The organism is Curtobacterium sp. MCLR17_007 (assembly GCF_003234655.2).
Classification (GTDB): domain Bacteria; phylum Actinomycetota; class Actinomycetes; order Actinomycetales; family Microbacteriaceae; genus Curtobacterium.
Genome location: NZ_CP126271.1, coordinates 2,363,714 through 2,381,171, shown reverse-complemented (window position 1 = coordinate 2,381,171; position 17,458 = coordinate 2,363,714). Strand labels below are relative to the sequence as shown.

18 protein-coding genes are annotated in these 17,458 nt (G+C 70.4%); 14 read left to right on the top strand and 4 right to left on the bottom strand.

The features are described from left to right. Positions 1–28: 28 nt before the first annotated feature. Both DEJ13_RS11270 and DEJ13_RS11265 read left to right on the top strand, forming a co-directional pair. Positions 29–661, top strand: coding sequence for a PepSY domain-containing protein (locus DEJ13_RS11270; RefSeq protein WP_111106655.1), 633 nt, complete (start codon positions 29–31; stop codon positions 659–661). Positions 662–760: 99 nt separating this feature from the next. Further along, positions 761–1,588, top strand: coding sequence for a VOC family protein (locus DEJ13_RS11265; protein ID WP_111106656.1), 828 nt, complete (start codon positions 761–763; stop codon positions 1,586–1,588). A gap of 28 nt (positions 1,589–1,616) precedes the next feature. On the opposite strand, the gene DEJ13_RS11260 is transcribed toward DEJ13_RS11265, so the two are convergent. Further along, a complete protein-coding gene (locus DEJ13_RS11260; protein ID WP_146245221.1) occupies positions 1,617–1,922 on the bottom strand; it encodes a hypothetical protein in 306 nt (101 codons plus the stop codon). A gap of 71 nt (positions 1,923–1,993) precedes the next feature. Beyond that, the gene (locus DEJ13_RS11255) at positions 1,994–3,529 is read right to left on the bottom strand and encodes an amino acid permease (RefSeq protein WP_111106658.1); all 1,536 of its coding nucleotides are present in this window, start codon (positions 3,527–3,529) and stop codon (positions 1,994–1,996) included. Positions 3,530–3,604: 75 nt separating this feature from the next. Here DEJ13_RS11255 and DEJ13_RS11250 point away from each other — a divergent pair, with 75 nt between their 5' ends. Then, positions 3,605–4,765, top strand: a complete 1,161-nt coding sequence (locus DEJ13_RS11250) for a mechanosensitive ion channel family protein (protein ID WP_056126269.1) — start codon at positions 3,605–3,607, stop codon at positions 4,763–4,765. A 73-nt stretch (positions 4,766–4,838) separates the two neighbouring features. Here the strand turns inward: DEJ13_RS11250 and DEJ13_RS11245 are convergent, their stop codons facing one another. After that, on the bottom strand, positions 4,839–5,030 hold the full coding sequence (locus tag DEJ13_RS11245; protein ID WP_056126270.1) for a hypothetical protein: 192 nt from the start codon (positions 5,028–5,030) through the stop codon (positions 4,839–4,841). An 86-nt stretch (positions 5,031–5,116) separates the two neighbouring features. On the opposite strand from DEJ13_RS11245, the gene DEJ13_RS11240 reads away from it, so the two are divergent. Next, the gene (locus DEJ13_RS11240) at positions 5,117–6,268 is read left to right on the top strand and encodes an SLC13 family permease (protein ID WP_056126272.1); all 1,152 of its coding nucleotides are present in this window, start codon (positions 5,117–5,119) and stop codon (positions 6,266–6,268) included. A gap of 201 nt (positions 6,269–6,469) precedes the next feature. Here the strand turns inward: DEJ13_RS11240 and DEJ13_RS11235 are convergent, their stop codons facing one another. Continuing rightward, complete coding sequence (locus tag DEJ13_RS11235; protein ID WP_056126274.1) at positions 6,470–7,441, bottom strand: magnesium transporter CorA family protein; 972 nt, start codon at positions 7,439–7,441, stop codon at positions 6,470–6,472. 87 nt (positions 7,442–7,528) lie between these two features. Here DEJ13_RS11235 and otsA point away from each other — a divergent pair, with 87 nt between their 5' ends. The 10 genes from otsA to DEJ13_RS11185 all read left to right on the top strand — a co-directional run bounded on the left by otsA (position 7,529) and on the right by DEJ13_RS11185 (position 17,435). Then, positions 7,529–9,115, top strand: coding sequence for an alpha,alpha-trehalose-phosphate synthase (UDP-forming) (gene otsA / locus DEJ13_RS11230; protein ID WP_111106659.1), 1,587 nt, complete (start codon positions 7,529–7,531; stop codon positions 9,113–9,115). Beyond that, a complete protein-coding gene (gene otsB / locus DEJ13_RS11225) occupies positions 9,108–9,905 on the top strand; it encodes a trehalose-phosphatase (protein ID WP_111106660.1) in 798 nt (265 codons plus the stop codon). The genes otsA and otsB overlap by 8 nt, the downstream gene beginning before the upstream one ends. Positions 9,906–10,011: 106 nt before the next feature. After that, on the top strand, positions 10,012–11,706 hold the full coding sequence (gene ilvD, locus DEJ13_RS11220) for a dihydroxy-acid dehydratase (RefSeq protein WP_111106661.1): 1,695 nt from the start codon (positions 10,012–10,014) through the stop codon (positions 11,704–11,706). A gap of 46 nt (positions 11,707–11,752) precedes the next feature. Further along, positions 11,753–13,576 carry an acetolactate synthase large subunit gene (locus tag DEJ13_RS11215; RefSeq protein WP_111106662.1) on the top strand — a complete coding sequence of 608 codons (1,824 nt, stop codon included), beginning with the start codon at positions 11,753–11,755 and terminating at the stop codon, positions 13,574–13,576. Further along, positions 13,573–14,073, top strand: a complete 501-nt coding sequence (gene ilvN / locus DEJ13_RS11210) for an acetolactate synthase small subunit (protein WP_056126286.1) — start codon at positions 13,573–13,575, stop codon at positions 14,071–14,073. The genes DEJ13_RS11215 and ilvN overlap by 4 nt, the downstream gene beginning before the upstream one ends. Positions 14,074–14,118: 45 nt before the next feature. Next, positions 14,119–15,144 carry a ketol-acid reductoisomerase gene (ilvC, locus tag DEJ13_RS11205; protein WP_056126288.1) on the top strand — a complete coding sequence of 342 codons (1,026 nt, stop codon included), beginning with the start codon at positions 14,119–14,121 and terminating at the stop codon, positions 15,142–15,144. Between the two features lie 76 nt (positions 15,145–15,220). Next, complete coding sequence (locus DEJ13_RS11200) at positions 15,221–15,370, top strand: hypothetical protein (RefSeq protein ID WP_181437003.1); 150 nt, start codon at positions 15,221–15,223, stop codon at positions 15,368–15,370. After that, entirely contained in the window at positions 15,361–16,551 is a 1,191-nt protein-coding gene (locus DEJ13_RS11195; protein ID WP_056126290.1) for a mannitol-1-phosphate 5-dehydrogenase, read from the top strand. Before DEJ13_RS11200 ends, DEJ13_RS11195 begins: the two co-directional genes overlap by 10 nt. 48 nt (positions 16,552–16,599) lie before the next feature. After that, positions 16,600–17,064, top strand: coding sequence for a hypothetical protein (locus DEJ13_RS11190; RefSeq protein WP_111106663.1), 465 nt, complete (start codon positions 16,600–16,602; stop codon positions 17,062–17,064). Further along, complete coding sequence (locus DEJ13_RS11185; protein WP_111106664.1) at positions 17,061–17,435, top strand: hypothetical protein; 375 nt, start codon at positions 17,061–17,063, stop codon at positions 17,433–17,435. Before DEJ13_RS11190 ends, DEJ13_RS11185 begins: the two co-directional genes overlap by 4 nt. Positions 17,436–17,458 lie beyond the last annotated feature (23 nt).

Here is a 17,458-nt window from a genome sequence, read left to right as displayed (position 1 = left end):
TTCAGCACCCGGTCGGCAGGCTCACCGCATGACCATCACCGACATGCCCCGTACCCGCCGCATCGCCCTCTCCGCAGCAGTCCTGCTCGCCGGAGCCCTCGCCGTCACCGGCTGCGCCGACTCCGACGACACGGACACCGCCGGTGTCGGTTCGTCATCCGGGAGCGACTCGTCCGCGCGGACCGGGCCGTCCACCGGTGCTGGCGCCCGGACCGCGTCCGACTCGAACGAGGCGCTCGTCGCCGCCGGTGCCACCGCCCGCAAGGCCGTCGGGTCCGGCACCGTGATCTCGGTCGAGCAGGAGCGCAACGGTTCGGCGTGGGAGGTCCTCGTCGTGACGGACGACGGGGCGGAGCACGAGGTCCACACCGACGCGGCCGGCACCCGTGCCGAGGGGACACCGCGCGCTGACGACACCGACGCCGACGACGACGCTGAGCACCGTCGGTTCGTCGCCGCCGCGGAGCTCGACGTCGAGGACGCCGCGGGTCGGCTCACCGACACCGTCGCTGGCACCGTCACCGAGCTCGGGCTCGACGACCACACCGGCACCGTGGTGTGGGAGGGCGACGTCCGCGATTCCGCGGGCACCAAGCACAGCATCCGGATCGACGCCGGTTCCGGTGACGTCGTGACGAACACGGTCGACACCGACGACTGACCGATCGGGTCGTGACGTGGGCTCCGGCGATCGGGCGGTCGCACGGCTTCGGGGCGGAGTAGACCGGAGCGCATCAACCGGACCCGATCGGAGGCCACGATGACCGACGCGACACCACGCAGGTACCCGCAGGGCGTCCCGAGCTGGATCGAGGGTCGGTTCCCCGACCCGGACGCCGCAGCCGACTTCTACGGCGGGTTGTTCGGCTGGCGGTTCGAGGAGCGGCTTCCGCCGTCGGCGCCCGGGTCCTACCGGATCGCCAGCGTCGACGGCCACGACGTCGGCGCGATCGGCTCGAGCGACGATCCGGCCGCATGGGGGACCACCATCGCGGTCGACGACGTCGACGTCACCGCAGCTCGTGTCGTCGACCTCGGCGGGACGGCGACGGCACCGATGGACGCCGGTCCGGGAGGGGCTGCCGGCCGGGGCGCGGAGTGCGTCGACCCGCGCGGTGCGACGTTCGCGCTCTGGCAGGCGCGCGACCGCCTCGGGGCGCAGTACATCAACGCTCCCGGCGGCTGGGTCCTCAGCGACCTGCGCTCGACCGACCCCGATGCGGCGCTGTCGTTCTACGCACGGCTCTTCGGCTGGGAGCGGTCGTCGGTGCAGGAGGGCCCGAGCGCGATGCTCCTGCTCCCCGGGTACGGCGATCACCTCGCGGCGACGTCCGACCCGCAGATCCGCGAACGGCAGGCCGGCGCGCCGGCGGAGTTCGCCGACGTCGTCGCGGCGCTCGCCCGGGTCGACGAGGGGCCGGACGACTGGTACGTGACCTTCGGGGTCGAGGACCGCGACGACACGGCAACCCGGGTCACGACGCTCGGAGGACGTGTGCTCGCGACGTGGGAGGGACCGGCGACCCGCGCAGCCGACGTCGTCGACCCGCAGGGCGCATCGTTCCGGGTGATGCAGTACACCGCGTGACGCGCGACGCAGGGGTCGTTGCCAGGCCTCAGGAGTCGGCGGGCACCGGCTGCCCCAGGACCCGGCGCAACGCCAGCGCCGCGACCTGCTCGTCGGACGTGTCGAGCAGGACCCGCCACGTGTCGTCCGGCGTGAGGAACTCCACGCACACCGCGTCGAAGTCGCACGGCTGGATGCGCCAGCCCCGCAGTGCGTCCATGGGCACCGGCTGCAGCGCGTCGCGCTCGTAGCTCGTCTCGGCGTGCACCCGGTCGGCGAACACCCGCACGCGGCCGAAGGCGCCACGCCAGGTCAGTTGGAGGTCGAGCGTGGGGGAAGCAGAGCGGTCCGGCACCCGCTGATCGTACTGGGGGACGCCGGAGCGCTCCGCGTCGCTCGGACGCGGGTCGCGCTGCGCGGACAGCGTCACTCCTTGTCCGTGGCGTCGCGGCGGACCTGGTTCGCCGGGTCACGACCGGTGACCGGGTAGGGGCCGGTGACGCCCTCGCGCAGCTGGGCGATGCGGAGGATCCGGTCGCGCTGCAGGAACCAGCCGACGACCAGCAGCGGGATGATGATGACGAGGGACGCGATGGTCAGCGTGCCGACGGGCCAGTCGATCGCCATCAGCACGAGCACCGAGACCAGGAACGCCAGCGTCAACCACGAGGTCACCGGGGCGCCGGGGAGCTTGAACGACGGCTCCTTCGCCAGGCCCTGCTTCGCCCACTGCCGCAGGCGCATCTGGCACAGGATGATCGTGCCCCAGGCGGTGATGATGCCGAGGCTCGCGATGTTCAGTGCGATCTCGAACGCCTGGCTGGGGACGAAGTAGTTCAGGGCGACGCCGGCGACCGTGAAGGCCGCGGTGAGCAGGATGCCGGCGAACGGCACACCGCCCTTGGTCATCTTCGTGGTCCACTTCGGTGCGGACCCGTTCATGCCCATCGAGTGCAGTGCGCGGCCGGTCGAGTACAGCCCGGCGTTGAGCGAGGACAGCGCGGCGGTGAGGACGACGAAGTTCATGATCGACCCGACGACGACACCGACCTGCGGGTTGCCGAGCGACGAGAAGAACGTCACGAAGGGGCTCTCACCCTCCTTGTACGACGTGTACGGCAGCAGGAGCGACAGCAGCACGACCGACCCGACGTAGAACACGGCGATGCGCAGCACGACGGAGTTGATCGCGCGGGGGATCACCTTCTCGGTGTCCTGGGTCTCACCGGACGCCGTGCCGACGAGCTCGATCGCGGCGTAGGCGAACACGACGCCCTGCACCACGAGCACCGCGGGCAGCACGCCGTTCGGGATCAGACCGCCGTTGTCCTGCCAGATCGAGAAGCCCGTCCGGACCGCCTCGCCACCGGTCTCGACGGGGAACGCGAAGATCAGCCAGACCAGGGCGACGACCAGGAACGCCACCAGGGCGACGACCTTGATGATCGCGAACCAGAACTCGAGTTCACCGAACACCTTGACCGCGACCATGTTCGCGGCCAGCACGACGACCAGCGCGATGAGCGCGAGAAGCCACTGCGGCGCGGCCGTGAACGCGCGCCAGTACTGCAGGTAGAGCGCCACCGCGGTGGTGTCCACGATCGACGTCATCGCCCAGTTGAGGAAGTACATCCACCCGGCTGCGTAGGCGAACTTCTCACCGTAGAACTCGCGTGCGTAGGAGATGAACGAGCCGGAGGACGGGCGGTGCAGCACCAGCTCGCCCAGTGCCCGCAGGATGAAGAACGCGAACACGCCGGCGATCAGGTAGACGACCGCCAGGGCCGGCCCCGCCGTGTGCAGTCGTCCACCGGCACCGAGGAAGAGACCGGTACCGATCGCGCCGCCGATCGCGATCATCTGCAGCTGCCGGGGCTTCAGCCCGTGCTGGTAGCCCTCCTGCTCGTGCGAGAAGTCGTTCGCCTTCGCACGGTCCACGCCCGTGTCGTTCTGCGCTGTCATGGCCGACACGCTACATGCGCATCGACTTGTCCGCGGCCTGGACGACGGACGTCGTCGATCCGGCACCATGGTCGGATGGACATCCTCCTCCGCCTCCTGATCGCGGTCGGGTTCGCCCTGCTCGCGACCGCCGTGGCCGCCCTCGTCCTCCACCTGGTGTTCCGCACGCTCGGACGCCGTGAGCGCTGGGCCGCCGCGCTCTCCCGTCGCACCAAGCACCCCGCCAGGACCATGCTGCTCGTCGCGTCGCTCTGGGTCGCGTTCGCGACCTCGGTCCCCGACAGCGACGCGTCCCCGTGGCGCGGGCACGTCTCGCATGCGTTCCTCGTCGCGACGATCGGCGTCGGCACGTGGCTGGCGTGCGAGCTCGCGGTCTTCCTCGAGAGCCTCGGGCTGCACCGCTACCGCGTCGACGTCCCCGACAACCGCGTCGCCCGCCGGGTCCGCACGCAGGTCCTGATCCTGCGACGGGTCACCGTCGCGGTGCTCGTCATCATCGGCGTCGGCGCGATCCTGCTGACCTTCCCGGGGGTTGAGGCCGCCGGCGCGAGCGTCCTCGCGTCAGCCGGACTCATCTCGGTGATCGCGGGCCTGGCCGCGCAGTCGACCCTCGGCAACGTCATCGCCGGCATGCAGCTCGCGTTCTCGGGATCGATCCGTGTCGACGACGTCGTCGTGGTCGAGACGCAGTGGGGTCGCATCGAGGAGATCACCCTCACCTACGTCGTCGTGCACCTGTGGGACGACCGACGCTTCGTGCTGCCCTCGACCTACTTCACGAGCACCCCGTTCGAGAACTGGACCCGCACCAGCAGCGAGCTCCTCGGCGCCGTGGAGTTCGACCTCGACTGGCGGGTCAGCCCGGCCGAGATGCGCAAGGAGCTCGACCGCATCCTCGAGACCTCGACGATCTGGGACCGCCGCACGAAGGTCCTGCAGGTCACGGACGCCGTCGGCGGGCTCGTGCGCGTCCGCATCCTGGTGACGGCTCCGGACGCCGGCGGCCTGTTCGACCTGCGCTGCTACGTCCGCGAGGAGATGGTCGACTGGATCCAGCGCACCCACCCGGACGCGCTGCCGATCCAGCGGGTGCAGCTCGCCGAACCCGGCGTGCCGGCGCGGCCGCGCGGCCGCTCCGCCGAGGGGGACAGCTCGCTCTTCGGCGAGGACGACGAGCGCGGAGCGCTCTTCACCGGTCCGATCCAGACCGCGAAGATCCCGCCGTCCGAGCGGTAGCCGCACCCCCGAGAGCAGACGGGAGGCCCGGTGCCAGCTGGCACCGGGCCTCCCGTCTGATGGAGCGTTCAGGTCACGGCTGGCGCGACCGGACCGCGCGGTCGTCCTCCACCACCGTGCCGATCGCCACGATCGTGGTGGACAACCAGGCCACCCACGTCAGGGCGAGCCGCCAGTCGCGCGGACCCTGCCGCGTGGTCTGGATCACGCTGTAGCCGCTGATGATCGAACTCCACACCGCACCGTTGAACAAGAACTTGCGCACGGATTCCTCCTGTCGTCGTCGGCCTCCACGCTACTGGTCGCTACATTGGAGCGCCGCCGATCGCGGCCGCTCACCAAGGAGTCGCAGTGCGTCAAGCCGTCATCGGTGCAGTCCTGTTGGTCGTCGGTGCCGTGTGCGTCGCCCTCGGTCTGCTGCCCGTCCCCGACCTGGTCGAACTCGCCGACCGTGTCCTGCCCGTGCTCGGGTTCGTGCTCGGACTGACGATCGTGTCCGAGCTCGCCGCTGACGCCGGGGTCTTCGACCGTCTGGCGGACGTCGCGGCGCGCATCGGCGGCGGCCGCACGATCGGGCTCTGGGGCGCGGTCGTCGTCCTCGCCGTGCTCTGCACCGTGTTCCTGTCGATCGACACCACCGCCGTGCTGCTGACGCCCATCGTCATCGCCCTCGCCCGCCGCGTCGACCTGCCCCCGATGCCGTTCGCACTGACCACCGTCTGGCTCGCGAACACCGCTTCGCTGCTGCTGCCCGTGTCGAACCTGACGAACCTGCTCGCCGTCGACCGGATCGGGCTCGACGGTCCGATCCCGTTCGCCGGGCTCATGGTCTGGGCCGCACTCGCCGGCGTCGTGGTCCCGTGCGCGGTGCTGCTCGTCGTGTTCCGCGGCAAGCTGTTCGGCCGCTACACGCCCGTCACGGTCCGACCCCCGGCCGACCGGGTGTTCTTCACGGCGGCCTCGATCGTCCTGGTGGCCCTCGTGATCGCCCTGACCGCCGGGGTCACGGTGTGGATCGCCGCCGTGGTCGCTGCCGTCGCGCTCGTCGTGGTCGCGGCCTTCCGGGCACCGTCCGAACTGAAGCCCTCGCGGGTGCCGTGGTCGACGCTCGTCTTCGCGGCGGGTCTGTTCGTCGTCGTCGAGACGCTGCACACGACCGGCATCACCGACCCGATCGTCAACGCGCTGCCGGGCGGGACGGGGACCGGGTCGCTCCTGGTGCTCGCCGGTGCGGGCGGGGTGGCCGCGAACGCGATCGACAACCTGCCCGCATACCTGGTGCTCGAGCCGGCAGCCGGCCACGAGGCCCTGCGCTACGCCGCGCTGTTGATCGGCGTGAACGCCGGCTGCCTCATCACGCCGTGGGCCTCGCTCGCGACGCTGCTGTGGCACGCGCGGCTCGCCGCCGAGGGCGTGCACCTGTCGTGGGGTCGGTACATGGCGCTCGGCTGCGTCGTCGCACCGCTGACGGTCGTCGCCGGCGTGCTGGCGCTGCGGCTGTAGCGGCGCGCGGGGCGCGGGAGCACGGTGCCGAGTTCCGGGCCCGTGCGCGGTTGCTCGTCTCGTGCGCGGTTGCTCGTCTCGTGCGCGGTTGGTTCCTCGCACGGGACCATCAACCCGGCACGGGGCGCGAAGCTCGCACGGTGCTGCCCGCCGGGTGCGGCCGCGAACCTCGCACGGTGCGGTCCGGCCGGTGCTCCCGGACTACAGCCAGTCGCGGTGCTTGAACGCGCGGTAGAGCACCAGCGACGTCACCACGATGAGCGAGAGCGACAGGTACAGCCCGCTCCACGAGCTCTCACCCGGGAACGTCACGTTCTGCCCGAAGAACCCCGTGATCGCCGTGGGGATCGCGATGATCGCCGCCCAGCTCGTGACCTTCTTCATGACCGTGTTCTGCCGGTTCGAGGCCAGGTTGAGGTTGGTGTCCAGCACGCTCGACACGGCATCGCGGAGCTCCTCGACCGAGTCGGCGATGGAGACGAGGTGGTCCTCGACGTCGCGGAAGTAGGGCCGGACCCCGTCGGCGACGGTCTCGGCGTCACCGTGCAACAGCGAGGCGACGCTGTCCTTCGTGGGGACCACCAGCCGGCGCATGACCCCGAGCGCCTTGCGCAGCGCGAACGACCGGCGCTGGATCTGCTGCTCGCGGGGGTCGCCCCGCTCGAACAGGTCGTCCTCGAGGTCGTCGATGTCCTGCTCGATGGCCTCGATCTCGGCCGTCGCGTGGTCGACCACCGAGTCGAGCAACCCCCACACGAGCCACGGCACCCCGTGCCCCGCCAGGTCGGCGTTCGAGGTGAGGCGACGCTCCATCGCGGCCGTGTCCACCTCGGGACCGTGGATCGTCACCAGGGCGTGCTTCGTGACGAACGCCTTCACCTCGCGGGTGACGAGCCCGCCGTCGCGGTCACGACCCTGGACGTCGTAGACCACCAGGAACAGGCTGTCGCGGTACCGGTCGAGCTTCGGGCGCTGACCGCGCTCGACGGCGTCCTCGACCGCCAGCGCGTGGATGTCCAGTTCGTCCTCGAGCTGTCGCAGGTCCGAGGCGTCCGGATCGGTGTAGTCCACCCACACGAAGCCGTCGCCGTCGGCGATGCAGTCCGACACCCGCTCCACCGGGAAGTCCCGCTCGGCTGCCGATCCGTTCCGCCACGAGCGCGTGCTGACCATGGCCACGAGCCTACCGACCGGCCCCCTCCGGTCTGGTGTGACGGCCCCCTCCGGTCCGGTGTGACGGGCCGCTGGTAGTTTCGGTGCGTGTCTGCTCCCTCCAGTTCGTCCAGCAAGTACTCCTTCGTCGTCGCCTCGAACCGGTTGCCGGTGGACCGCGTCGTCGACGAGGACGGCAACGAGGGCTGGCGGCACTCACCCGGTGGGCTCGTCACGGCGCTCGAGCCCGTGATGCGCGCGAACGACGGCGCCTGGGTCGGGTGGGTCGGACAGCCCGACGTCGCGGTCGAGCCGTTCGACAACGAGGGCATCCACATCGTCCCTGTCCCGCTCAGTGCGTCCGACGTCGAGGACTACTACGAGGGCTTCAGCAACGACACGCTCTGGCCGCTCTACCACGACGTGATCGAGCACCCGAGCTACCACCGCGACTGGTGGATCGCCTACAAGAGCGTGAACAAGCGGTTCGCCGAGCAGATCGCCGAGATCACCGAGCAGGACGGCATCGTCTGGGTGCAGGACTACCAGCTGCAGCTCGTCCCCGCCCTGCTGCGCGAGCTCCGTCCCGACCTGACGATCGGCTTCTTCAACCACATCCCGTTCCCGCCGGTCGGCATCTACGCCCAGCTGCCGTGGCGCGCGCAGATCCTCGACGGGCTGCTCGGCGCCGACGTCATCGGCTTCCAGCGCCACGACGACGCGAGTGACTTCCTGCGCGCCGTCCGCCACATCAAGGGCTACACGACCAAGGGCACCACGATCGACGTGCCGGTCGACGACCCCGACGCACCCCGCAGCCGCAAGGGCATCACGGTCCGACACGTCGAGGCGCGGCACTTCCCGATCTCGATCGACGCCGAGAGCTTCGAGGACATCGCCAGGCGGCCCGAGGTCCAGGAGCGTGCCCGCGAGATCCGGCAGGGGCTCGGCAACCCGAAGACCGTGCTGCTCGGCGTCGACCGCCTCGACTACACCAAGGGCATCCGGCACCGCATCAAGGCCTTCGGCGAGCTCGTCGAGGACGGTCGCATCCGGGTCGAGGACGCCACGCTCGTGCAGGTCGCCAGTCCGAGCCGCGAACGCGTCGACACCTACAAGACGCTCCGCGACGAGATCGAGCTGAGCGTCGGCCGGATCAACGGCGACCTCGGCACCATCGGCCACCAGCCGATCTCCTACCTGCACCACGGCTACCCGCGCGAGGAGATGGTCGCGCTCTACCTCGCCGCCGACATCATGCTCGTCACGGCCCTGCGCGACGGCATGAACCTGGTCGCCAAGGAGTACGTCGCGACCCGGTTCGACAACGACGGCGTGCTCATCCTGTCCGAGTTCGCCGGTGCCGCCGACGAGTTGAAGCAGGCGGTGATCATCAACCCGCACGACATCGGGGCGCTCAAGGACTCGATCGAACGCGCCATCGAGATGCCGCGCCGCGAGCGCTCGACGCGCATGCGCGCGCTCCGCAAGCGCGTCCGCGACAACGACGTGGCCCGCTGGTCGCGCTCGTTCCTCGAGGCGCTCGACCGACACGCCCCGAGCACCGCACGGATCGACCCGTCCGGCGCCGAGCCGGCGCACCGCGAGGCCCAGACCGACAACATGTCCATCTTCGACCAGGACGCGCAGACCGCGCGTGCCGCCGAGGACACCCGGGAGGACCGTGATGCCTGAGCAGACACCGCACGCCGACGAGTCGGCAGCTCCAGGGCTCGACACGGCCCTCGCGGACCTGGCGGCGGTCGACCGCCTGCTGGTCGCGCTGGACTTCGACGGCACGCTCGCCCCGTTCGCGGACGACCCCGGTCAGGTCGGTGCGCTGCCGGGCAGCTGGGCGGCCGTCCTGACCCTGCAGCGCGCGAAGGACACCGAGGTCGTCCTGGTCTCCGGGCGGCCGCTCGACAGCCTCGCTCGGGTCTCGCAGGCCCCTGACGGCATGTCGCTCGTCGGCTCGCACGGCGTCGAGTGGCGCGTCGACGGCCACGACGAGGCGGCGCTGACCGAGGACGAACAGGCTCGCGTCGCGCGGATCGGCGCGGCGCTCGACGCCGTGGGGGAGCGCTTCCCCGGTGTCGTCATCGAGCACAAGCCGGCCGGCCACGGCGTGCACACCCGCCGGGTCAGCGCCGAGGTCGCTGCCGAGGCGGACGCCGCGGCCAGTGCGGCCGCACACGAGGCGGACGCCGACGTGCTCGAGCGCGGCGGCAAGGACATCCTCGAGTTCGCCGTCCGGCACGTCACGAAGGGCGACGCGATCGACCGACTGCGCGCGCTGCGGGGTGCGGACGCGGTGTTCTTCGCCGGGGACGACGTCACCGACGAGGACGCCTTCCGCGTGCTCGGCGACGGTGACGTCGGCGTGAAGGTGGGGGAGGGCGACACGCTCGCTGGCCACCGCGTCGCCGACCCGGCGGCCCTGACCGACGTCCTGAAGCAGCTGGCCAGGCTCCGCGCCACGCGCTGAGGCGCGCCGGCGTGGCGGGCTCGTGCCGAGCCTCCCACCCGGCCCATCACCATGCGGACGCATAGACGTGCGCCGCTGGTATCCCAATCCGTCCTAGACTCAGCGCATGCCTGACATCGACGTGAAGCCGCGCAGCCGGGTCGTCACCGACGGGATCGAAGCAACCACCTCGCGTGGCATGCTGCGGGCCGTCGGGATGGGCGACGAGGACTGGGAGAAGCCGCAGATCGGCATCGCCTCGTCCTGGAACGAGATCACCCCCTGCAACCTGAGCCTCGACCGGCTCGCCCAGGGCGCCAAGGAAGGCGTCCACGGCGGCGGCGGGTACCCGCTGCAGTTCGGCACGATCTCGGTGTCGGACGGCATCTCGATGGGCCACGAGGGCATGCACTTCTCGCTCGTCTCGCGCGAGGTCATCGCGGACAGCGTCGAGACCGTCGTCAACGCCGAGCGCCTCGACGGCACGGTGCTGCTCGCCGGCTGCGACAAGTCCCTGCCCGGCATGCTCATGGCTGCTGCGCGCCTCGACCTGGCGAGCGTCTTCCTGTACGCCGGGTCGGTCATGCCGGGCTACGTGAAGCAGGCCGACGGCACGATGAAGGAAGTCACCATCATCGACTCCTTCGAGGGCGTCGGCGCGTGCAAGGCCGGCACCATGAGCGAGGCGGAGCTCAAGGAGATCGAGTGCGCGATCGTCCCGGGCGAGGGCGCCTGCGGCGGCATGTACACGGCCAACACGATGGCGTCCGTCGCCGAGGCACTCGGCATGTCCCTCCCGGGTTCCGCCGCGCCGCCCAGCGCCGACCGTCGCCGTGACTACTACGCGCACCGGTCGGGCGAAGCCGTCGTGAACATGCTCAAGCACGGCATCACGGCGCGCCAGATCATGACCAAGGAAGCGTTCGAGAACGCGATCGCCGTCGCGATGGCCCTCGGAGGCTCCACCAACGTCGTGCTGCACCTGCTGGCGATCGCGCACGAGGCCGAGGTCGAGCTCAGCCTCGACGACTTCAACCGCATCGGCTCGACGGTCCCGCACCTGGCCGACATGAAGCCGTTCGGCAAGTACGTCATGGTCGACGTCGACCGCAACGGCGGCATCCCGGTCATCATGAAGGCGCTGCTCGACGCCGGACTGCTGCACGGCGAGTGCATGACCGTGACGGGCAAGACCGTCGCCGAGAACCTCGCCGAGATCGACCCGCCCGAGCTCGACGGCGAGGTGTTCCGGAAGATCGACAACCCGATCCACGCCACCGGCGGCCTGACGATCCTGCAGGGCTCCTTCGCCCCCGAGGGCGCCGTCGTGAAGACCGCCGGCTTCGACGCCGAGGTCTTCGAAGGGCCCGCGCGCGTGTTCGACCGTGAGCGTGCGGCGATGGACGCCCTCACCGAGGGCCGGATCCAGAAGGGCGACGTCGTCGTCATCCGCTACGAGGGTCCCAAGGGCGGCCCCGGCATGCGCGAGATGCTCGCGATCACCGCGGCCATCAAGGGCGCGGGTCTGGGCAAGGATGTACTACTCTTGACCGACGGTCGATTCTCAGGCGGCACAACCGGCCTCTGCATCGGCCACATCGCACCGGAAGCCGTGGACGCAGGTCCAGTGGCGTTCGTGCGCGATGGCGACCGCATCCGTGTCGACATCGCGGCTCGCTCGCTCGACCTACTGGTCGACCCGGCCGAGCTGGAGGCCCGCCGCGACGGCTGGGCGCCGCTGCCCCCGCGCTACACCCGCGGAGTCCTCGCGAAGTACGCCAAGCTCGTCCAGTCCGCCGCCAAGGGCGCGGTCACGGGCTAGCGTCGACACCCGCATCATCGCCATCTCTCCAGGCAGGAAACCCCACATGCCCACGGAAGCAACACCGCTGTCCGCGGCCACCGGAGCGCGCCGTTCGCCGGAGGTCCTCACCGGGTCGGGGGCCGTCCTGCGGTCCCTCGAGCACCTCGGGATCACCGACGTCTTCGGTCTGCCCGGTGGTGCGATCATCCCGTTCTACGACGAGCTCATGGCGTCGAAGACCATCCGCCACGTCCTGGTCCGGCACGAGCAGGGCGCCGGGCACGCCGCCGAGGGCTACGCGTCCTCGTCCGGCAAGGTCGGTGTCGCCATCGCCACGTCCGGTCCCGGAGCGACGAACCTCGTCACCGCGATCGCGGACGCCTACATGGACTCGGTGCCGTTCATCGCGATCACCGGCCAGGTGTTCTCGACCCTGATGGGCACGGACGCCTTCCAAGAGGCGGACATCGTCGGCATCACGATGCCCATCACGAAGCACTCGTTCCTGGTCACCAAGCCCGAGGACGTCCCCGCGACGATCGCTGCGGCGTACCAGATCGCGACCACCGGCCGGCCCGGCCCGGTGCTCGTCGACATCACCAAGGACGCGCAGCAGAAGTCGGCACCGTACGTCTGGCCGCCGAAGGTCGACCTGCCCGGCTACCGCCCGGTGACGAAGGCCCACGGCAAGCAGATCACCGCCGCGGCCCAGCTGCTGGCGGAGTCCTCGCGCCCGGTGCTCTACGTCGGCGGCGGCGTCATCCGCTCCGGCGCGTCGGCCGAGCTCCTCGCGTTCGCCGAGGCCACCGGGGCGCCCGTCGTCACGACGTTGATGGCGCGCGGTGCGTTCCCCGACTCGCACACGCAGCACCTCGGCATGCCGGGCATGCACGGCACGGTGCCGGCAGTGCTCGGGCTGCAGGAGAGCGACCTGATCATCGCGCTCGGCGCCCGCTTCGACGACCGCGTGACCGGCAAGGTCGACGACTTCGCGCCCGACGCCAAGGTCGTCCATGTCGACATCGACCCGGCCGAGATCTCCAAGATCCGCTACGCCGACGTGCCGATCGTCGGTGACGCGCGAGAGGTGTTGGTCGACCTCACCGCCGCGTGGGCCGACGTCCCCGTCGACGACCGCGCCTCGATCACCGACTGGTGGGCGCACCTCGAGCAGCTGCGCACCGACTTCCCGCTCGGTTACACCGAACCGACCGACGGGCTGCTCGCCCCGCAGGCGATCATCAAGCGCATCGGCGAGATGACCGGACCCGAGGGCGTCTTCGCCTCCGGCGTCGGCCAGCACCAGATGTGGTCGGCGCAGTTCATCAAGTACGAGCGCCCCAACGCCTGGCTCAACTCCGGTGGGGCCGGCACGATGGGCTACTCGGTCCCCGCTGCGATGGGTGCCAAGGTGGCCCAGCCCGACCGCGTGGTCTGGGCGATCGACGGTGACGGCTGCTTCCAGATGACGAACCAGGAACTCGCGACCTGCGTCATCAACGACATCCCGATCAAGGTCGCGATCATCAACAACTCGTCGCTCGGCATGGTGCGGCAGTGGCAGACCCTGTTCTACGACGGACGGCACTCGTTCACCGACCTGCAGACGGGTCACGGCACGCGTCGGGTCCCGGACTTCGTCAAGCTCGCCGACGCGTACGGTGCCCTCGGCATCCGCGTCGAGAAGGCCGACGAGGTCGACGCCGCCATCCAGCTCGCGCTCGACACGAACGACCGGCCGGTCGTCATCGACTTCGTCGTCAGCCGCGACTCCATGGTCTGGCCGATGGTCCCGCAGGGGACCGGCAACTCCTCCATCGAGTACGCCCGCGAACTCGCCCCCACCTGGGACGACGAGGACGCCGACATGACGGGAGAACCCGCATGAGCCACGTCCTGTCGCTCCTGGTCGAGGACAAGCCCGGTCTGCTGACCCGTGTCGCCGGGCTGTTCGCCCGACGGGGCTTCAACATCGAGTCGCTCGCGGTCGGCAACACCGAGGTGGAGGGCCTGTCCCGCATCACTGTGGTCGTCGACGTCGAGGACCTGCCGCTCGAACAGGTGACCAAGCAGCTCAACAAGCTCGTCAACGTCATCAAGATCGTCGAACTCGACTTCTCGCAGTCGGTCCAGCGCGAGCACATGCTCGTGAAGGTCCGTGTCGACAACCAGACGCGCTCGGCCGTGCTCGAAGCAGTGACCCTGTTCCGCGCCCAGGTCGTCGACGTCGCGAACGACTCGCTCATCGTCGAGGTGACCGGCGACCCCGGCAAGATCCAGGCGATCCTCCGCGTGCTCGAGCCCTACGGCATCAAGGAGCTGGCGCGCGCCGGCCTCCTCGGCATGGGCCGCGGACCGAAGAGCATCACCGACCGGGTGCGCTGAGCGCCCCCGGCTCCGACCGAACCACCAACAAGGAGATCACGCACCGTGACTGACATCGTGTACGACGCCGACGCCGACCTGACGCTCATCCAGGGCAAGAAGGTCGCGGTCATCGGCTACGGCTCGCAGGGCCACGCCCACGCCCTCAACCTCCGCGACTCCGGCGTCGAGGTGCAGATCGGTCTGCAGGAGGGCTCGAAGAGCCGCCAGAAGGCCGAAGAGGCGGGCTTCGAGGTCCACACGCCCGCCGAGGTCACGAAGTGGGCGGACGTCGTCGTCATCCTCGCTCCGGACCAGGTCCAGCGCATCGTCTACCGCGACGACATCGAGCCGAACCTCAAGCAGGGCGCGACCCTGGTCTTCGGCCACGGGTTCAACATCCGCTACGGCTACATCCAGGCCCCCGAGGGCGTCGACGTGTCGCTCGTCGCACCGAAGGGCCCCGGCCACACCGTCCGTCGTGAGTACGAGGCCGGCCGCGGCGTCCCCGTCATCGTCGCCGTCGAGGTCGACGCCTCCGGCAGCGCCTGGGACCTCGCGTGGTCGTACTCGAAGGCCATCGGCGGTCTCCGCTCGGGCGGCATCAAGACGACGTTCACCGAGGAGACCGAGACCGACCTGTTCGGCGAGCAGGCCGTCCTCTGCGGTGGCACCTCGCAGCTCATCCAGTACGGCTTCGAGACCCTGGTCGAGGCCGGCTACCAGCCGCAGATCGCGTACTTCGAGGTCCTGCACGAGCTCAAGCTGATCGTCGACCTGATCTGGGAGGGCGGCCTCACCAAGCAGCGCTGGTCCATCTCCGACACGGCCGAGTTCGGCGACTACGTGTCCGGCCCCCGGGTGATCTCGCCCGAGGTCAAGGAGAACATGAAGGCCGTGCTGTCCGACATCCAGGACGGCACCTTCGCCAAGCGCTTCATCGACGACCAGGACGCAGGCGCCCCGGAGTTCACGGCCCTGCGCAAGAAGGGCGAGGAGCACCCGATCGAGGCGACCGGTCGCGAGCTGCGTGCGCTGTTCGCGTGGAAGCAGTCCGACTCCGACTACGTCGACGGTTCTGCCGCGCGGTAGTCTTCCCCAGACCACTCGATGACGAGGCGGCGGTGTGCACCCGTGCACCGCCGCCTCTCGATGTGACCCGAACGGTATGCAGCAGCTCTCCACCACCACCGGCGCCCACCAGGCGCGCACCACCGGCGCCCAGGCGGCGCGCACCACCGGCCCGCAGCGTGCACGCACCTGTGGCACCCGTCAGGCGACGCCCGATCCGCATGGGATGATCATCGGATGGCGGTGACGAAACGAGCGGTCCACATCGGCGCCGGCAAGATCGGGCGCGGGTTCGTGGGTCAGTTCCTCGTCGCCAGCGGCTACGAGCTGACCTTCGTCGACGTCGACGAGCGTGTCGTCTCGGCCCTCAACGAAGCCGGCCGCTTCGTCGTCCACGAGGTGGGCGAGATGCCGGTCGAACACCTGGTCCACGGGTTCCGCGCGCTCAACAGCAAGACCGACCGCGACCGCGTCGTCCAGGCCATCGCGCAGGCGGACGTGGTCACCACGGCGGTCGGCGCCCGCACCCTGCCGCTCGTCGCGCCGGTCATCGCCGAGGGGCTGGCGGCACGCCCGCTCGACCGCGGGGACGTCACCATCGTCGCCTGCGAGAACGCGTTCAACGCCACGGACTCGCTGCACGCCAGCATCCGTCGCGCCCCGATCCTCGAGGACCGCGACGTCGCCGCCGTCTTCGCGAACTGCGCGATCGACCGGATCGTCCCCGACCAGTCCGGCGTCCTCGGGCAGTCCGGCGGGCTCGACGTCGTCCTCGAGCCGTTCTACGAGTGGGTCATCGAGCGCACCCCCTTCGCCGACTCCGACGCCGAACCGCCCGCGATCCAGGGCGTCACCTGGGTCGACGACCTGCAGCCCTTCGTCGAGCGGAAGCTCTACACGGTCAACACCGCGCACGCGACGGCGGCCTACCACGGCACCGTGCGGGGGATCCGGCTCATCCGCGAAGCCCTCGAGGACCACGACGTCCGGGCCGAGGTGGACGGCGTGCTCGCCGAGACCACCGAACTGCTCATCGCCAAGCACGGGTTCGACCCGGCCGAGCACGCGCGCTACGTCGCCGCGAACCTCGCGCGCATCGCGAACCCGCACCTGCCCGACAGCACCGTCCGGGTCGGGCGCAACCCGCTCCGCAAGCTCGGTCGACGAGAGCGGTTCGTGGGCCCGGCAGCACAGCTGGCCGAACGGGGGATGCCAGTCGACCACCTGCTCGGCGCGATCCGCGTGGCACTCGAGTTCGACGACCAGGACGACCCCGAGTCGATCGAGCTGCACGCGCTGCTCCGCTCCGGCGCGACCGCCCACGCGCTCACCGAGATCCTCACCGGCCTGATGGAGAGCCACCCGCTCTTCCCGGCCGTCCGCGACGTCGTCGCCGAAGTGCTGCAGACCCAGGCCGCCGACGCCTGAGCCGGACCGGGTCAGTCCGGTGCCCGTGCCTCTCGTAGAATCGTGGGCATGACCCCGGCACCTCCCGCACACGACGGCGGCGCGGCCTCCCCGCCGGACGGCGCCGTCGACCACGACGACGACGCCGCCCTCTCGTGGGACGACGCCGACGACGCTACGCACGTCGACGCCGCCCACAACCCGGTCCGCGCGAAGGTCCGTCCCGAGCCGGACGCCGAGCAGCCGCTCGGCTCCGGCGCCCTGGTCGGCATGGGCGTGTTCGGTGGCGTCTACCTGCTCTACACGGTCGCCTGGCTGGTCAGCGCGAGCCTGCTGACCGTCACGGGAACCGGTGTCGCCGGCTTCGTGTCCGAGTTGATGCGCGTGCTCGCGATCATGGCGCCGGCGTTCTGGTTCGCCGCCACGCTCTGGCTCGGACAGGGCAGCCGCAACCGCACCAAGTTCATCTGGCTGCTCGTGGGCGCCGTCGTGCTCATCCCGTGGCCCTTCATCATGACCAGGAGCTTCGGGTGAGCGTCGTCCCGGGGCGCCCGCGCACCGTCACGCCGGGCAAGGCGGTCGTCTGGGTCGTGGCGGCGCTGTGCCTGGCCTACGTCACGTGGCAGGCGGTCGGCAACCTCGTCGGCGTCGCGAAGTCGGTGGCCGACTTCAACGAGTTCGTCCGCAAGAACGGCGGCACCGGTCTCGAGACCGCGACTCCGTGGACCGTCCTGGTCATCGACGTCCTCATCGCCCCGGTGGGCTTCGTCGTGGCGTGGCTGGTGTCGCGTCGGATGGACCTGCTCCGCACCGTCGTGGTCTTCGTCGCCGCGCTCTGTGCGGTCTCCGCGCTGTGGTTCACGCTGCTGCAGTACGTGTCCTCGACGCTCCGCATCGGTTCCTGACCCGACGGGTCGACGGACAGCAG